The following is a 17367-nucleotide window of genomic DNA, read 5'->3' on the forward strand; positions in this document are numbered from 1 at the left end:
TGCAATTTTTGTATCTTTAAAACAAAGGTTTGAATATTATGAAATTTGAAAACAACAAATCAGGAAACGGCGGTGTGATCACGCTTAATAATGATATAAAAGAAGTAGGAAGACTGACGTATACTATTTTCCCCGAAGATAGCAGGTTTATTATTTCTTTTGTACTTGTCCACCCGGAGTTTGAAGGCCGTGGTATGGGGAAATATTTGGTTGAAGAAGCTATAAAATTTGCCAGAGAAAACAACTGGAAAGTATACCCCCACTGCTCCTATGCAAGAGCTGTGATGACAAGAATGAGTGATGTGGATGATATTTTTCTAAAGAACTAAAACTTCTTTTACCAGAATCTCTTCAATATCATCAGGATAATCCACTTTTAAATGATGATCTGATGCTACCCATTCCATGATTTCCTGAAGATTTAAAACCTTGGAATTCGGGATTCCCATAAGGTTTAAGGCACTGGCATTACATTCCTGTTCGTACTGATTATGGATAGGGATTACAAACAGCTTTTTATCTAAGAACAGAGCTTCTGCCGGAGTTTCAAAACCGGCATTGCACAAAATACCATCACAGCTTTCAAAATATTTCAGATATTGAATTTCATCAATAGGGAAAACTTCAACATTCTTTATTTTAATCTGTGCTTTGCTGTACTTTGAGAATACTTTCCACTGTACGGGAATCTGTTTTAAAACCTTAATGATATTTTCATCTGCAAAACTTGGGAGATAAACAAGATAGTATCCTTTTTTATCAGGATTGAGGTTCCGGATTTTATGCCTGATCACAGGTTTTTTGATCTGAGGGTGGTAATTTTCAAAATGAAACCCGATTTTCCTTTCACTGGGAACATAATATTTCAGGATCAGTTCACCCAGAAAATCTTTCTTTTCAGGTTTGGGTGTTTTTGCAAAACTCATGGAAGCCTGATGACTCAGTTCGATCATCGGCAGCTTTTTCAATTTCCCGGCCCATCCTGTGAGAGGCTCATAATCATTAATAATCAGATCATACTGTGAAAGTTCCAGCTCTCTGATTGTTTTTACCGCTTCAAGAAATTTATTTTCAGTAAATGTTTTGCGATAGGATAAACCTCCTGTTTTATTATAAAGAAGGGAAATACCTTTATATTGAAATTTAATGTCAAAATCAGCCTTTAATTGCGACTGATGGCCACTGATCAAAGTATCAACCGAAGCATATTTTTTGAGGATAGGAATAATTTCCTGCGCTCTGGCAACATGTCCGTTCCCTGTCCCTTGAAATGCATACAGTACTTTCATTTAAGAAAAATTGGTTACTATTTTCAGAAGCTCGGAACTGTCCATGTCCTGGATTTCCTCTGCTTCATCATCTTTAAGTGAATCTTTATGGTCATCATAATAAAATATTTTCCATTGCTTATCATGATATTCAAGAGCGGACAGGTTTTCGATCCAGTCTCCGGAATTAAGATAAGTACAAGATCCTTTTTTAGTAATGACTTCACGAATCTGAGGCTGATGAATATGTCCACAGATTACATAATCGTAATGATTATCAATAGCCAGTTCTGAAGCAGTCAGTTCAAAATCACCGATGTATTTCACTGCTTTCTTTACGTTATTTTTGATCTTTTTGGAAAATGAATATTTCTCTCTGCCCATTTTCTCTAAAAACCAATTTACAACATTATTGATAACAATCAAAAGATCATAGCCTTTTCCGCCAAGTTTTGCAATCCATTTGGAATGCTGAACGGAGGCATCGAAAACATCTCCATGAAATATCCAGGTTTTCTTCTGATCAATATCAAGACAGATCTTATTGCATACCTTCAGTTTCCCCAGTTCAAAATCGGTAAACTTACGGAACATTTCATCGTGGTTGCCTGTAATATAGTAGACCTGTGTATTCTTGGTCGCGAATGAAAGGATCTTTTTGATCACTTTCAAATGAGGTTTAGGGAAGTAAGACTTTTTAAACTGCCAGATATCAATGATATCACCATTCAAAACTAAAGTTTTAGGCTGAATAGAATTAAGATATCTCAACAATTCTTTAGCCTTACATCCATAAGTTCCCAAATGAACATCCGATATAACAACTAATTCAACGTTTCTTTTCATAGTTTTATGCAAAGAAACTAATTGAAAGTTAACTGTATATGAATGCTATATTATTTTTTACAATGAATCCATCAGTTCATCCGTGATTTCCATATTGTGATAAACGTTCTGAACATCATCATCATCTTCGAAACGCTCAAGCATTTTCATATTAGCTTTGAACTGATCTTCGTTTACTTCTTTTGTATTATTCGGAATTCTCTGAAGTTCTGCACTTTTTGCTTCAATTCCCAATTCATCCAATTTATGCGACAATGAACCGAAATCTTCAAAAGCGGTAGTGATCATTACTTCTTCCTCATCTTTTTCCACATCTTCGGCACCACCGTCAATCATTTCCATCTCAAAATCATCCCAATCCATTTTGATCTGAGCTAAATCAATGGTAAAAATTCCCTTTCTGTCGAAAATGAAAGCTAATTCCCCATTCTTCCCAAGATTACCATCAAATTTGTTGAAGATTGCTCTTACATTGGCAACGGTTCTGGTTGTGTTATTGGTTGTGCATTCAACAAAGAAAGCAACACCACCCTGTCCGTATCCTTCATAAGTAACCTCCTCGTAGTTTTCTGCATCAGCACCACTTGCTTTTTTGATTGCTCTTTCTACGTTATCTTTAGGCATGTTCGCACCCTTTGCATTCTGGATACATCTTCTTAAAGCCGGATTGGCCTCAGGATCTGTTCCGCCCGCTTTTACTGCCAGTGCTATATCTTTACCGATTTTAGAGAAAGTTTTGGCCATTTTGTCCCATCTGGCCATTTTAGAAGCTTTTCTATATTCAAATGCTCTTCCCATTTTAATTTTTAAATTTCAACAAAATTAATTAAAAGTCAACAAAAAAAAAATACCCCCAAAAAATTGGAGGTATTTATTATTTAGAAAAATTTATTATTTTTTCTTTTTAACTACTTTTTTCTTAGCCGGAGCTTTTTTAGTAGCTTTTTTCACTGGAGCATCTTCGTAATCTTTTTTCTTGATTGCGTTCCACTCGTTAGCATCTTCAACAGCAGTTACAACAACTTTTCTGTCAGCTTGTCTTTCAGCGTCAGAAGCTTTTTCAGAAACTGTAGCTTTAGTTTCACCAACACCGATTGATTTAAGAGCGTTTACATCAACACCTCTAGCTTCTAAAGCAGAAACTACAGAAGCAGCTCTTTGTCTAGAAAGTTTCAAGTTGTATTCAGCAGCACCTTTAGCATCAGTTTGACCTTCAACTAGGTAGTTACCACCGTCAGTTTTGATGATTTTAGCAGCGTTATCTAACTTAGCGCTAGATTCTGGTCTGATAGTCGCTTTATTGAAGTCAAAGAAGATACCTTTAAGTGCATCTGTTGTTTCAATAGCAGTTTGCTTCTTAGGCTTAGGACATCCGTTGTATTCTGGAAGACCTGGAACTGTAGGACAAGCGTCATCTTTATCTAAGATTCCGTCACCGTCAGTATCTGGCCAAGGACAACCGTTGTTTTCAGCAGGACCTGCTACTGTAGGACAAGCATCATCTTTATCGATAACACCGTCACCGTCAGTATCTGGCCAAGGACAACCGTTGTTTTCAACTGGACCAGCTACTTCTGGACATTGATCGTCTTTATCTGGAACTCCGTCACCGTCAGTATCAGGACATCCTTGGAATTCTGGTAAACCAGGAGTATCTGGACAAAGGTCATCTTTATCTAGGATACCATCCTTATCTCTATCTCTGTTACCGAATCTGAATAAGATCGATGCAGAAGCTTGCCAGAAGTTAGCAACTGTAGATTTGTCACCTGGAGTTGATACATAATCTCCTTGGATACCAAGACCGAAGTTTTTAGTTACCCAGAAGTTAGCACCAGCACCTGTAGCAACTGTAAAGTGATTAGCTTTACCGTTTTCGTTACCACCATCTCCGTTAGTAACTAGCTCACCTTTGTAGTCATATCTAGGGAAGCTAAGAGCAGTATAATCATGTCTCAGGTAGTTAGCACCAACTCTCAAATATGGATCGAACCAAGATTCTTCGTTCCATAAAAGACCAGCTCCGTGAGCCTGGAAACCAAGACCTGTCATTAGGAAAAATTCTTTCCCCATGTTAAATCTCTTATTGTCTACATTACCTACGGAAGTCTGCCAGTCGATAACTAAACCTTTACCGATGTTTCTAGCAACTGTTAATTTAGATAATGGAGGTGTGATAGAGAAATTGTTCATATTGAACATTCTCTTCGTTAGATTATTAGCAGAGAACGTATTACTGAATTCTGACTGTACTGCCTTGTGGTTTTCTGCATGAGCACCAACTCCGATCAACCACGGATTATTGGTAGTCTGCGCGAAAACAGTAGAGGCAACAGTAAGCGCCAATGCTGAAATTCCTAATTTTAGATTTTTCATAGAATTAAATGATTAAATAATTGATAATGCAAAATAAATATAATTTTTCTTTATATACAAAGTTTTTTGAATGATTTTTAACTTTTCTTTAATATTCTGTCCAGGTTACGTTTATTTTCTCTATCTTTTATCGCTTCCCTTTTATCAAAGAGTTTTTTCCCTCTAGCAAGCGCAATCAGCACTTTTGCTTTACCTTTATCTGTAATATATAATTTAAGAGGTACAATTGTGTTACCGGCATCCTTTAACTTTTTCTCAAGTTTCTGCAATTCTTTTTTGTGCAACAGCAATTTCCGTTCCCTTTTTGTTTTGTGATTGTAAAAAGTTCCCAATTTATACTCATCAATCATCATATTAATAATGTATAACTCCCCATCAATAAACTGACAGAAGGATTCTGTAATAGATGCTTTGGACGAACGCAAAGATTTTATTTCCGTACCCGTTAAAACCATCCCAGCTTCAAATTCTTCAAGGATTTCATACTCAAAACGGGCTCTTCTGTTTAATATATTTACTGTTTTTTCGATTTTCATTGTAAAAATTCGTGATTTATTTAATTGAGAAGTACTCAATCTTTTATTAAGTCGCCCTTTTGGGACTTCTCCTTATTTATTTCGTTAATGAAATATAGAAAAAATACGCCATATTTAAAAACTTGACTATTACATTATTACGAAATACCCAAATTCTTTTCGTATTTTTGCGCCAAATTTACAAAACTATATGTTAACAGTATCTAACTTATCTTTACAATTCGGGAAAAGAGTTCTTTTTGACGAGGTAAATATTATGTTTACCAAAGGAAACTGCTACGGAATTATCGGAGCAAACGGTGCGGGGAAATCTACATTCCTTAAAATATTAACAGGAAAGCAGGATCCTACTACAGGGCATGTATCTTTGGAGCCGGGGAAAAGAATGTCAGTTTTGGAGCAGGATCACTTTGCTTACGATCAATTTACTGTTCTTGAGGCTGTATTAAGAGGAAACAAAAAATTATTCGAGATAAAAGAGGAAATGGATTCTTTATATGCTAAAGAAGACTTTTCTGATGAAGATGGGATTAAAGCTGGAGAGCTGGGTGTAATCTATGACGAAATGGGTGGATGGACTGCAGAATCTGATGCACAGACCATGCTTTCAAATGTTGGAATTAAGGATGAAATGCACTGGCAAATGATGAGTGAACTTGAGAATAAGGACAAAGTAAAGGTTCTTTTGGCTCAGGCGCTTTTCGGAAATCCTGATGTATTGATTCTGGATGAACCTACGAATGACCTTGATATTGATACTATTTCATGGTTAGAAGACTTCCTTGCTGATTACGAAAATACAGTGATTGTTGTTTCTCACGACCGTCACTTCCTTGATACGGTTTGTACGCACATCGGAGATTTGGATTATGCTAAACTTAACCTTTATACAGGTAACTACTCTTTCTGGTACCAGGCTTCCCAGTTAGCAACAAGACAAAGAGCTCAGGCTAATAAAAAAGCAGAAGAAAAGAAGAAAGAACTTCAGGACTTCATCGCAAGATTCAGCTCGAACGTTGCAAAAGCCAAGCAGGCTACAGCAAGAAAGAAAATGATCGATAAACTTAACATCGATGATATCAAACCTTCTTCAAGAAGATATCCGGCTATTATTTTCGAAATGGAAAGAGAGGCGGGAGATCAGATCTTAGATGTAAAAGGTCTTGAAAAAACCAAAGACGGCGAGTTATTATTCTCAAACATTGATTTAAACCTTAAAAAGGGTGATAAAGTTGCCATACTTTCTAAAAACTCCTTAGCAATTACAGAATTTTTCGAAATCCTGGCTGGAAACGTTGAAGCAGATAAAGGAACAGTGGCTTGGGGAGTTACGACAAACCAGTCTCACATGCCTTTAGATAATACCAATTTCTTCCAGGAAGATCTAAGTCTTGTTGATTGGTTGAGACAATTCACTAAAAATGATGAAGAGCGTCACGAAGAATTCGTAAGAGGATTCCTGGGAAGAATGCTTTTCTCCGGTGATGAAGCTCTAAAATCTTGTAAAGTGCTTTCCGGAGGTGAAAAAATGAGATGTATGTTCAGCAGAATGATGCTTCAGAAAGCAAACGTTCTATTATTGGATGAACCTACCAACCACCTGGACCTTGAGAGTATCACCACTTTGAACAACTCATTGTCTAACTTCAAAGGAAATCTTTTATTAGCATCTCATGACCACGAAATGCTTTCAACTGTCTGTAACAGAATCATTGAGCTGACTCCAACAGGAATCATTGACAGAGAAATGACTTATGATGATTACCTTGCTGATAAAAAAGTAAAAGAACTGAGAGAAAAAATGTATTCTTAATTTTTTGAGATCACATTACAACTCATTATAAAGAAAATTCCTCAAAGCTGCCTTTGAGGAATTTTTATTTTTAAATCAAGATTATATTATTTTGTAAGCTTCGTTTTAGGAAGAGCAATCGTTCCCGGATCTTTCCACAAACCATCTTTTTCTGCTCTCTTCTTAATCGCTTGTGCTCTTTTTTCACTGTCAGGATGTGAGTTGAACATTTTTTCAAAACCAGTTTGGGTACTTCCTTCCGAAAGTAAAGCCAGCTTTTTGAATGCAGAGTACGCGCCTACTACATTATAGTTATTGGCTTTCATGAAATCGTAAGAATAAGTGTCTGCTTCAGATTCCTGTTTTTTGCTGTGTGAAGCATCCAGGAAATCATTCGCCATTTTTCCTATCTGGCTATCATTAAGTGCTGCTACTGTTCCTGATGCAGACGAAGCCGCATCTAAAGCTGCTGCCTTCATATAAGCAGATTTCATAGCATCTTTGGTATCCTGATTTTTTACGTGTCCGATTTCATGGCCGATAACTGCTAAAATTTCATCATCCGTCATGATATCCATTAACGAAGAAAATACCCGAACACTTCCGTCTGCACATGCAAAAGCATTGATGTCTTTTACTTTGTAAACTTTATAATTTAAAGTAAGTCCATCCTGGGATTTGTGCTTTCCGAAAAGCTTGTTAAGCCTTACAGTATAAGGATCCTTAGGACCTGCAACCGGATTATTTTTGTCCATCCAGTCAACAGATTCTTTTGACAGTTTTACCGCATCTTCATTAGTAAAAGTAAGAGCCTTCGCTCCTTTCGAAACAACACCGACTGCTTTTCCGAGATTAATTTTCTGTGCTGATACAGCATTCATGGCCCCTAAGAATAAAAGGCAAAGTGTAATTTTTTTCATGATTATTTTTAATTTGGACCGCGAAGATAGATATTTTTTTCAACAATCAGTAAATCAAGTTCATCCATATTCATTTCAAAATGCTATTTTTTTTCCTTATTTTTGTGAAATGAGTCAGAAATGGATTTACAAGCCCGAACCCGATGAGGAAGTTGTGGACAGATTAAGTTCGTCACTTGGTTTTGGTACTTTTGAATCTAAACTCCTTGTTCTAAGGGGAATTGACAATTACCAAAAGGCCAGAGAATTCTTCAAACCAAACCTCAACGATATACACAGTCCGTTTTTAATGGCAGATATGCAGAAAGCCGTAGAGCGTATCGCAACTGCAATTGAAAATGGTGAAAAAATATTGGTTTATGGAGATTATGATGTAGACGGAACCACAGCCGTTGCACTGATGTACCTTTACCTCAGCAAGATTGTTGAGAAAAAATACCTGGATTATTATATTCCGGACAGGAATTCTGAAGGATACGGAATTTCTACCGAAGGGATTGATTTTGCCAAAGAAAACGGTTTTTCCCTGATTATTGCATTAGACTGTGGTATCAAGGCCATCGACATGGTAAAATATGCACAGGATAAGGATATTGATTTTATTATCTGCGACCACCACCTTCCGGGTGAGGAGATTCCAAATGCGGCAGCTGTGTTGGATCCGAAGAGAATTGACTGCAGGTATCCATTTAAAGAACTTTCAGGATGTGGTGTTGGCTTTAAGCTTTGCCAGGGACTGAATACCATTTATAAAATCCCTGAAGCTGAATTATTTGAACTTACTGATCTTCTGGCTATTTCCATTGCAGCAGATATAGTTTCCATGACCGGTGAAAACAGGGTTTTGGCTAAAATGGGGTTAAAAGTTCTCAGAAAAACGAGAAATCTTGGATTAAGATTATTAATTCCTGAAGATAAGCTGTCCCACTTTGAAATTTCAAATATTGTCTTTGAAATTGCTCCGAAAATTAATGCTGCAGGAAGAATTTCCCAAGGAAAAGCAGCGGTAGAGCTTATGGTTTCTGATAACCTGAAGCATGCCAACCAGATCGTGAGCGATATTATGGATCTTAATGATGAAAGACGTGAGCTGGATATGAATTCCACGCTTTCCGCTCTGAATCAGATCGTTGAATCCCAGCAGCAGACAAAATATTCTACCATTGTTTATCATCCCGAATGGAATAAAGGAGTGATTGGTATTGTAGCATCAAGACTTATTGAAACTTATTATAAACCAACCCTGGTATTTACCGATGGGAATAACGGGGAGATGGTAGCTTCTGCCAGATCGGTTTCTGATTTTGATGTACATGAAGCACTTGATATGTGTTCTGAATATTTCCTGAAATTCGGAGGACATCATGCTGCGGCAGGGCTTTCCATGGAAAAAGACAAGTTCGAGGCTTTCAAAATAAAGTTTGAAAAGATAGTTTCGGAAAGGATCAAAGAACATCAGCAGGAACCTTCCATTACTATAGATTCCGAAATCAAAGTGGATGAGATTAACCGTGAATTTATCAATTTCCACAGAAAACTGGCCCCGTTTGGTCCTCATAATATGAAACCTATTCTTACACTGACTGATCAAAAACTGTCCGGTTACGTAAAAACAATGGGAAAAGACAACAATCACCTGAAGTTTTATATCAAACAGGAATCTACCGGCAGAAATATAGAATGTGTAGGTTTTAAATTAGGACAGTATGTGGAAGATTTTAAAAATAAAAATTTTGATCTTGCTTTTACCCTTGAGGAAAACCACTGGAAAGGAAATGTAACCCATTATTTAAATATAAAAGATGTAAAGTTTAGGGATTAATCAGGTCCGCAACCTGCTATCCATCATCTGCTACCTACAATCCATGAAAAAAATCGGTTTATTTTTCGGTTCTTTCAATCCGATACATATCGGACACTTAATTTTGGCTAACTATATTCTTGAGAATTCTGATATGGATGAATTATGGTTTGTAGTAAGTCCACAAAATCCTTTTAAGGATAAAAAATCACTTCTGAAAGACCATAACAGGCTGGATATGGTACAGCTTGCTGTAAAAAGCTATCCGAAAATGAGGGCTTCAAATGTAGAGTTTTCACTTCCAAAGCCCAGCTATACTATTGATACACTCACCTATCTTCACGAAAAGTATCCTGATTATTCTTTCAGTCTGATCATGGGAGAAGATAATCTGGACAGTCTTCACAAGTGGAAAAATGCCGATGTACTGATCAAAAACCATCATATTATTGTATATCCAAGAGTTTTTGAAGGGGAAAAGAAAGATTCTGAATATCTTCAGCATGAAAACATTTCTATGATCAAAGCTCCGGTTATTGAACTGTCGGCTACGGAAATCAGAAATATGATCAAAGAAGGAAAAAATGTACGTCCGATGCTTCCACCAGAAGTTTTTGAATATTTGGACGGAAGCAGTTTTTATAAGTAATTTTGCAAATAAGAAATTAGAAGCCAGATATTAGAAGTTAGAAACTGATAGTTTTAATACTGATATTATCCTTCGACTTAATTCAAGATATGGAATTCCTCGAAAATTTTTTCGCAAAATATCCTCAGGAAAGAGTAATCAAATGGTTTAGGCACATCTGTTTGGCTGAAGCAATTTCATGGTTTTTTCTTTTCATAGCAATGACCTGGATACGCATTGATCCGGAAGGTATTTTCCCAATTGTATTTATTAGTACTATTGGTAGTATTCACGGATTGTTTTTTACACTTTATCTGCTGTTTCTACCTGCTATAAGAAAAATATTTATGTGGGATGACGAAGACAGTGTTTTCGCTTTAATTGCTGCATTTTTCCCTTTTGCCACTATCTGGATAGACAAAAAACTGGCCCGCTTCGACAGAGAATAATAATTTGACATAAAAAAAGGACCCAAATGGTCCTTTTTTACTATATCATGGATGATTAAAAATCTCTTATCACATGTCCCGTTGATGTAAAGGTATGGGTTCCGCCCGTATCAGTATAAGTTCCGTTTACGGTAAAATCAATATATGCTCCTACCGCTCCGAAATTGGTCACCTGAACAACTACATTTCCTGTAGTAGGATTGAAATATCCTCCGGAAAACTCAAACATATAATCTGCATTAAAACTTCCCGGAACTCCAAGCATATTATTTTGGGTCATATGGAAAGAATTTCCTGCAGGTGAAGTAGAATTAATCCGTAATTGCTTAGCAGGCAAATTCGGGGAAGTCGAAGTAAGGCCGGACCATTGAGCATTGATACTTCCCAAAACATATCTTACATTTTGATTATCAATTTTATAACTGATAAATTCACTTATCGAATTGCAAACTGAAACATTGTTAAAATTCATCACCGGTAAATTTGCTGTAAAAGGAATTTCTCCCGAAGTCTGCAAATTAGTATAATCATACCCTTCCAGAATAAATTGTGGATTAGCTGTACATGAATAAACATTAAATGAAAAATTACCTGTACTGCTTACCGGAACTGATGTATACTGAAAATAATTGGTACCGGAAGCAGGTCTTAAAAGTACATAGCCATCTGTAACATCAGTATTTGCACAGGTTTTCAAATTGCCTTGTATTATATACTGGTTCCCTGTAGATGTTACCGTAATATCAGGCAATGTCGTAGTAGTTCCCGCTATTACAGGTGCTACACTGGAAGTGTGAACCACAGTGTTGCAAATATCATACACTTTAAGAATAAGAGTTTCGTTTGCAGGAATAATTCCTGTAACCGTACCCATATTATCCGTCATTCCATAAGTTTCATAGGTCTGGCTGCTTCTTTTTAAACTAACCTTTGTATTAACCATTGGTAGTCCTGCAGGATTTTTCACCGTTACTTTCAGGATTGCCTGTGGAAATTGTGCATCACAGTTCCACCAGGAAAAGTGGCTTACAGTTCCTACATAAGTATTTCCAACCTTTACAGCGGAACCCTCTTCTTTCCACATTCCCGTATTCTCATCATATGACCATAACGGAATTGTATTTGGAGAAGCTGAAGTTTGTGAAGCATCAATAGGAACCGTCATTTCGGCAGTATGGCCGTTGGCAATCTGTAATTTTTGTCCTGAACTTCCTGTCAGCTGAACATGCACCATTCCAAAAGTTTCCATGATTCTTGCATTCCCGCCGGAATTGGTTGCCAGAAGAGAACCGGGCATTAATTCAGTCAGATACTGATTGGATGGTGCTAAATTATACAGAGCAACATTCACACTTCCGCTGTAGGCATTTCCGCCCGCATCTTTGAAGCTTCCGTCGAATTTTACTTTAGTTCCGTTAGGTAAAGAAACTGTAGAAGTTGCTCCGGAATTGATACTTGCAGTTGTTGTTGCAGGAATCATCATAATATTCACACGGTTTATTCCGCTTGTGGGAACCATTACTCTTGAACCGTAAACAAATCCGGACTTCGTTACTTTTACAAGAGCGAAGTTTTCTTTCACCTCTGCATTTTTAAAAGTAAAAAAACCTTTGAAATTTGTTTGAGCCGTACTTGACCCGATTGTTACCGTTGCTCCTGTTACAGGATTCCCGCCGGTATCCAGCACTACTCCCTGAAAGTTTCTTTGCACTGTACTTCCAAAATTAAAATTAGATTCAGGAGTTGGATTGTTGTCATCACCATCTAAATATGTTTCATTTTTACATGAAAAAAACAGCAATAATAACAATAAAAGTGGATAAAAATTTCTCATAAGCTATTAATTTTTAGTTTATACTAAATTAATCATAAAACAGACATGGATCTCTTTTTATTAAATTTTTCATTCAATATTTTTTAAATCTGATTATTTTTTTAGCTAAGATGTAACAAAGTTTCATATTGAATTGTCTAATTAGATAGAAAGTAAAAATAATTTCAATTTTTATTCAAAATTTTAACACCTGTAAATCAGTAAGTTAAATTCAAATTAAAAATATTTTAAGTACTTTGTATTGCATGATACTAAATTTATTATATATCTTTGCAATGTAAAATAATTACGAATACAAGCTAATAAACAACTAAAAATAATAATCATGAAAACTCAGATTCTAATTGCCGCCTTATTTTTCAGTGGATTTGCATTTGCTCAGCAGTCAAAAGATACCCTGAAAGTAAAAAACATTGAAGCTGTCAATATCAAGAAGCAGGTTTTCAAGAAGCAAAGTGACCGTTTCATTTATGATGTAGCTTCTTCTCCTATTGCAAAAGGAACAAATACATTCAACCTTCTGAAACAAACTCCAATGATTTCAAGTATTGATGGAAAGTCACTGAAGATCATGGGAAAATCTGATGTAGTGGTTTACATCAACAACAAAAAAACCAATATGGATGCTGAAGCTTTGATAGAAATGCTGAAGGGAACTCCATCTGAAGATATTCAGAAAATTGAGGTAATCACAACTCCCGGAAGTGAATTTCAGGTAGAATCCAACGAAGGGGTCATCAATATTGTGATGAAAAAGAATAAAAATGATGGCTACAACGGAACACTGAAAATGAATAATGAGCAGGCTTATTATAACAATCCTTCTGCAGGTGTTTCTTTCAATTTCAGAAAAAATAAATGGTCTGTCAATTCAAATTTCAATACAGGAAGCTGGACAGACAGAGAAAGATATACTCTGTCTAACGGAGATTCCACATTTAGAAATGAGTCTTTAGGTTACAACGATGATCCGAATAAAAATGTAGGCGGAAGTGTGAATATCGATTATGAAATCAATAAGAAACACAGTTTAGGGTTTACTTACAATATGAGATATAATAAGAGCTTCAATTCTATTCTTGATGTAACGAACTGGCAGAATGGTGCTCTCGTAAACAGAACTGTAAATAACGAAGATGCCCAGACAAGAAACCACTCTTTCAATCTAAACTATGAAATAAAAACAGATTCTATCGGGAGCAAAATTACTTCCAACGTTTCTTATTTATGGTTTAACAGGGATAAAATGAGCATCAATGAAAGTTTTCCGCTAAATAATGATCCTAAAAATGAATATAGCGCCTTACAGCAGTCAGTTCCGCAGATTATTAACAATTATGCAGCAAATATTGACTATTTAAAGAAAACGTCTAAAGGCAATACATGGCTGATGGGAGTAAGTTACAACCATACCAATACGGATAATGATACAAGACAGGATGATATTATAGATAATATAATCGTCAATGATGTAAACCAAACGAACCACTTCATCTATAAAGAAAGAATTCTGGGAGCTTATCTTACCTACGAAAGAAAACTGAGCGAAAAATTCTCAGGAAAAGTGGGAGCCCGTTATGAAATGACAAGAAGCAGCGGTGAGATTATCGGAAAAACAAGTTTTGACAGAAATTACAATAATCTTCTACCCTATCTTAATTTGAATTATGCCATCAGTTCAGATCATAACCTTAGCTACAGCTTTTCAAGCAGAATCAGAAGACCTAGATTCTGGGAACTGAATCCTTCAAGAACTTATTTTACTCCTAATAATTATACACAGAACAATCCGTTCGTACTGGCTTCCAAATTTTACAATCAGGAAATCAGCTATATGTACAAAAATGCATTTTTTGCCAATCTGAGTTTCAACTATGTAGAAGATGCTTCCAACCAGATCCCGCTTCAGGGGACGGTAACCAAACCTGAGAAGGATGTGAACGGAAATCCTGTGATGGTAACTACAAAATTCTTAAGATATATCAGAACCAACTATGGAAACAACAAGCAGTTCGGGCTGACCTTAGGAATGAACAAATCATGGTTCAAAGAGATCTGGACAACTAATTATTCTGTGAATTTAGGATACAGCATTTATAAAGGAACGGTATCGGAAGATCCCACTTCGGTTCCGGTTCCGGGACAGACAGAGGTTGTAAATCCTTATGTAATTGATTTTAAAAATTTCAACCTGTCCGGTAATATCAACAACACCATCCGTCTTTCTTCAAATAAGGACTGGTTCCTGGGAGTTAATTACTATTACGGAAGCAAAGTGAAAATTGAAAGCGGAACTCTTGGTGTAAGACAGAGCTTTGATGTAAGCTTAAAGAAAATCATGGGTAACTGGACTTTTGTAGCTGAAGTATATGATTTATTCAATCAAAACTTTAACAGCATTCAGGGGGTACAGCCTGACGGAAGCTATAACAATGTTGTCAACTTCGAATATCCTAGAATTCTGAACATCGGAGTTACTTACAACTTTGGAAACCAGAAGCTTAAAAAAGCAAGAGAAATGAAATCAGCCAACGACGCCATAAAATCAAGGACTTAAGACTGTTATAAAAAATTACAACCACATCACCACACTTAAATAAGAACGATCATGAAAAAGATAATCATATTGGCAGCAGCTATCTCAGGAAGTGTAGTTTTTGCCCAGGAAAAAAAATCCGATACCGTAAAAACGAAATCCATAGAAGGAATAACCCTTACGAAACAGGTTTTTAAAAAGCAAAGCGACCGTTTTGTATATGACGTTGCAGCTTCTCCGGTAGCCAAAGGAAACACTACTTTCGACCTTTTGAAACAGACTCCTCTTCTTTCTTCCACAGATGATAAAACGTTAAAGATCGCAGGAAAAAACAATGCGCTGATCTACATCAACGGAAGAAAAACCAATATGGATGCTGAATCCCTGGCTCAGTTCCTGAAAAATACACCTGCAGAAAACATTCAGAAAATTGAGGTGATTACGGTTCCCGGAAGTGAATATCAGGTGGAATCTTCTGACGGGATCATCAATATTGTCCTGAAGAAAAAAATGAGCGACGGTACTAATGGTAATATGCGGTTTTCCAATACTCAGAATAAATATAATGCAAGCCAGGCCAGCTTTTCTGTGAATTACCGTAAAGATAAACTAGGAATCAGTGCCAATCTGAATGGCGGTGAAAATATCCAGCCTCAGAGCTATATTTTAAGGAACGGAACGGATCAGATGAAAAATGAATCTGTAGGTGATATTGATGATCCGAATAAAAACATCGGCGGGTATTTGAATATTGATTACCAGCTTAATGACAAAAACAATTTAGCTTTATCATGGAATTCCTGGGCAAACAGAAGCTATAATTCTACCATTGATCTTTTTAACACCCTGATTCAGCCTAATGACAAAGGTATTCTGGAAACCAGCTATACAAGAACAAAAAACAGAGAAGATGCCCGAAATTATAATAACTCGGTCAATTTGAACTATGAATTAAAACTTGACTCTCTCGGAAGTAAATTAAATGTAAATGCGGCCTATCTTATTTACAAAAGATTCCAGTTTTCAAAGAACAATACAATGCTTCCGGGCATCACTAACTGGGATGATTTTTCAAGAACGGGAAAAACAATTGTTCAGGACATTCCCCAGATCATTAATAATTTCTCCGGAACAGTGGATTATATCCAGAAATTGAAAAATGATTTCACGTTCTCGGCAGGAGGAAACTTTAATAAAACAAAAACGGATAACGATACCAAGAATCTTACTTACGATTATAATTACGACCCTCAGGGAAATCTGACCGGAGTAACGACTTCACCGGAACTCAACCATTTTATCTATGATGAGAATATTTACGGACTTTATTTAACTTTTGAAAAGAAGTTCTCCGATAAATTCTCCGGAAAGGTGGGAGCCAGATATGAGATCACCAAAAGTCTGGGAACAGCAGACAGCCCTACCAATATTACGGAATCCCAAAGACATCAGGTTATTAAAAGAGATTACAATAATTTCTTACCTTACTTAAGTTTCAACTATGTGATTAATGATAAGAACAATATATCTTATTCATTTTCAAGCAGAATGAGAAGACCAAGCTTCTGGGAACTGAACCCCGTAAGGAATTATATTACTGAATTTAATTATACTCAAAACAATCCTTTTGTAAAAGCCTCATCTACTTACAACCAGGAATTGACCTATATGTATAAAAACTCGTATTTCCTGATTCTGAATCACTCTTATCTCAAAGACCAGATCACACAGGTTCCTTTGCAGGGATATACGAAGACAGTCGCCGGAGAGGTAAGCAATCAGCCTGTACTGCGCTATATAAGAACCAATTTTGGGGACAGACAGGAAATGTCCGCTATGGTTGGAATTCAGAAGACTTTCTTCAAGCAGTATTTAACCTTGAATTTCAACGCGGGAATTCAGCATAATATCAACAATGGTTCTTTAGCCGAAGACCCTACAACAGGTGAGACTTTTGTAGATAAAGAAGGAAATCCTTTAGTATATACCAATCATGTAAAATCAACAAGTTTCATTGTAACCAGCAACAACACGCTTCGTTTGGACAAAAAGAAAACATGGTTCCTGGGAGTAAATTACTTTTTCGTGGATAAGCAGCAGATTGAATTGGGAATGCTGAAAAATCTGATGAGCCTTGATCTGAGCATCAAGAAAAACTGGAACGACTGGACTTTTGCTGTAAACCTCAACGATGTATTAAGAACCAACATCGTGGAAATTGAAGACTACCAGCCTAACGGAAATTATAACTTTATCCGAAACGACCAGTACAGAAGAAGTGTAATGGCAAGCCTTACTTACAATTTCGGAAACCAGAAAGTAAAAAAAGTAAGGGATATAGAAGGCGCCTCAGACGATATCAAAAGCAGAACAAGATAGAA

General features: G+C 36.4%; 14 protein-coding genes. 7 read left to right on the plus strand and 7 right to left on the minus strand.

The window, feature by feature from the left end; all coding sequences use genetic code 11:
• Positions 1-38: 38 nt before the first annotated feature.
• Positions 39-329: a GNAT family N-acetyltransferase gene (locus ACQWU4_RS07740; RefSeq protein ID WP_429935209.1), complete on the plus strand. Its 291-nt coding sequence runs from the start codon at positions 39-41 to the stop codon at positions 327-329.
• On the opposite strand, the gene ACQWU4_RS07745 is transcribed toward ACQWU4_RS07740, so the two are convergent.
• The 5 genes from ACQWU4_RS07745 to smpB all read right to left on the minus strand — a co-directional run bounded on the left by ACQWU4_RS07745 (position 318) and on the right by smpB (position 5026).
• A complete protein-coding gene (locus tag ACQWU4_RS07745) occupies positions 318-1289 on the minus strand; it encodes a glycosyltransferase family protein (RefSeq protein WP_429935210.1) in 972 nt (323 codons plus the stop codon). The genes ACQWU4_RS07740 and ACQWU4_RS07745 overlap by 12 nt on opposite strands.
• Positions 1290-2114, minus strand: coding sequence for a UDP-2,3-diacylglucosamine diphosphatase (locus ACQWU4_RS07750; RefSeq protein ID WP_429935211.1), 825 nt, complete (start codon positions 2112-2114; stop codon positions 1290-1292). It abuts the gene before it with no gap.
• A 57-nt stretch (positions 2115-2171) separates the two neighbouring features.
• Positions 2172-2912: a YebC/PmpR family DNA-binding transcriptional regulator gene (locus tag ACQWU4_RS07755; RefSeq protein WP_429935212.1), complete on the minus strand. Its 741-nt coding sequence runs from the start codon at positions 2910-2912 to the stop codon at positions 2172-2174.
• Between the two features lie 93 nt (positions 2913-3005).
• The gene (locus ACQWU4_RS07760) at positions 3006-4490 is read right to left on the minus strand and encodes an OmpA family protein (RefSeq protein WP_429935213.1); all 1485 of its coding nucleotides are present in this window, start codon (positions 4488-4490) and stop codon (positions 3006-3008) included.
• Between the two features lie 77 nt (positions 4491-4567).
• Positions 4568-5026: an SsrA-binding protein SmpB gene (gene smpB, locus ACQWU4_RS07765; protein WP_429935214.1), complete on the minus strand. Its 459-nt coding sequence runs from the start codon at positions 5024-5026 to the stop codon at positions 4568-4570.
• A 190-nt stretch (positions 5027-5216) separates the two neighbouring features.
• Here smpB and ACQWU4_RS07770 point away from each other — a divergent pair, with 190 nt between their 5' ends.
• On the plus strand, positions 5217-6839 hold the full coding sequence (locus ACQWU4_RS07770) for an ABC-F family ATP-binding cassette domain-containing protein (RefSeq protein WP_429935215.1): 1623 nt from the start codon (positions 5217-5219) through the stop codon (positions 6837-6839).
• 86 nt (positions 6840-6925) lie between these two features.
• Here ACQWU4_RS07770 and ACQWU4_RS07775 read toward each other — a convergent pair whose 3' ends face one another.
• Positions 6926-7738: a M48 family metallopeptidase gene (locus tag ACQWU4_RS07775; protein WP_429935216.1), complete on the minus strand. Its 813-nt coding sequence runs from the start codon at positions 7736-7738 to the stop codon at positions 6926-6928.
• Between the two features lie 109 nt (positions 7739-7847).
• Between ACQWU4_RS07775 and recJ the strand changes: the two genes are divergently transcribed.
• The 3 genes from recJ (at position 7848) to ACQWU4_RS07790 (ending at position 10616) form a co-directional block, all read left to right on the plus strand.
• Complete coding sequence (gene recJ, locus ACQWU4_RS07780) at positions 7848-9560, plus strand: single-stranded-DNA-specific exonuclease RecJ (RefSeq protein ID WP_429935217.1); 1713 nt, start codon at positions 7848-7850, stop codon at positions 9558-9560.
• A gap of 43 nt (positions 9561-9603) precedes the next feature.
• Positions 9604-10188 carry a nicotinate (nicotinamide) nucleotide adenylyltransferase gene (gene nadD / locus ACQWU4_RS07785; RefSeq protein WP_429935218.1) on the plus strand — a complete coding sequence of 195 codons (585 nt, stop codon included), beginning with the start codon at positions 9604-9606 and terminating at the stop codon, positions 10186-10188.
• Positions 10189-10277: 89 nt separating this feature from the next.
• A complete protein-coding gene (locus tag ACQWU4_RS07790) occupies positions 10278-10616 on the plus strand; it encodes a DUF3817 domain-containing protein (protein WP_429935219.1) in 339 nt (112 codons plus the stop codon).
• Positions 10617-10671: 55 nt separating this feature from the next.
• On the opposite strand, the gene ACQWU4_RS07795 is transcribed toward ACQWU4_RS07790, so the two are convergent.
• The gene (locus ACQWU4_RS07795; RefSeq protein ID WP_429935220.1) at positions 10672-12450 is read right to left on the minus strand and encodes a carboxypeptidase-like regulatory domain-containing protein; all 1779 of its coding nucleotides are present in this window, start codon (positions 12448-12450) and stop codon (positions 10672-10674) included.
• Positions 12451-12775: 325 nt separating this feature from the next.
• Between ACQWU4_RS07795 and ACQWU4_RS07800 the strand changes: the two genes are divergently transcribed.
• Positions 12776-15007, plus strand: coding sequence for a TonB-dependent receptor domain-containing protein (locus ACQWU4_RS07800; protein WP_429935221.1), 2232 nt, complete (start codon positions 12776-12778; stop codon positions 15005-15007).
• A 51-nt stretch (positions 15008-15058) separates the two neighbouring features.
• Positions 15059-17365: a TonB-dependent receptor domain-containing protein gene (locus ACQWU4_RS07805; RefSeq protein ID WP_429935222.1), complete on the plus strand. Its 2307-nt coding sequence runs from the start codon at positions 15059-15061 to the stop codon at positions 17363-17365.
• Positions 17366-17367 lie beyond the last annotated feature (2 nt).

This window comes from Chryseobacterium sp. MIQD13 (assembly GCF_050496705.1).
Taxonomy (GTDB): domain Bacteria; phylum Bacteroidota; class Bacteroidia; order Flavobacteriales; family Weeksellaceae; genus Chryseobacterium.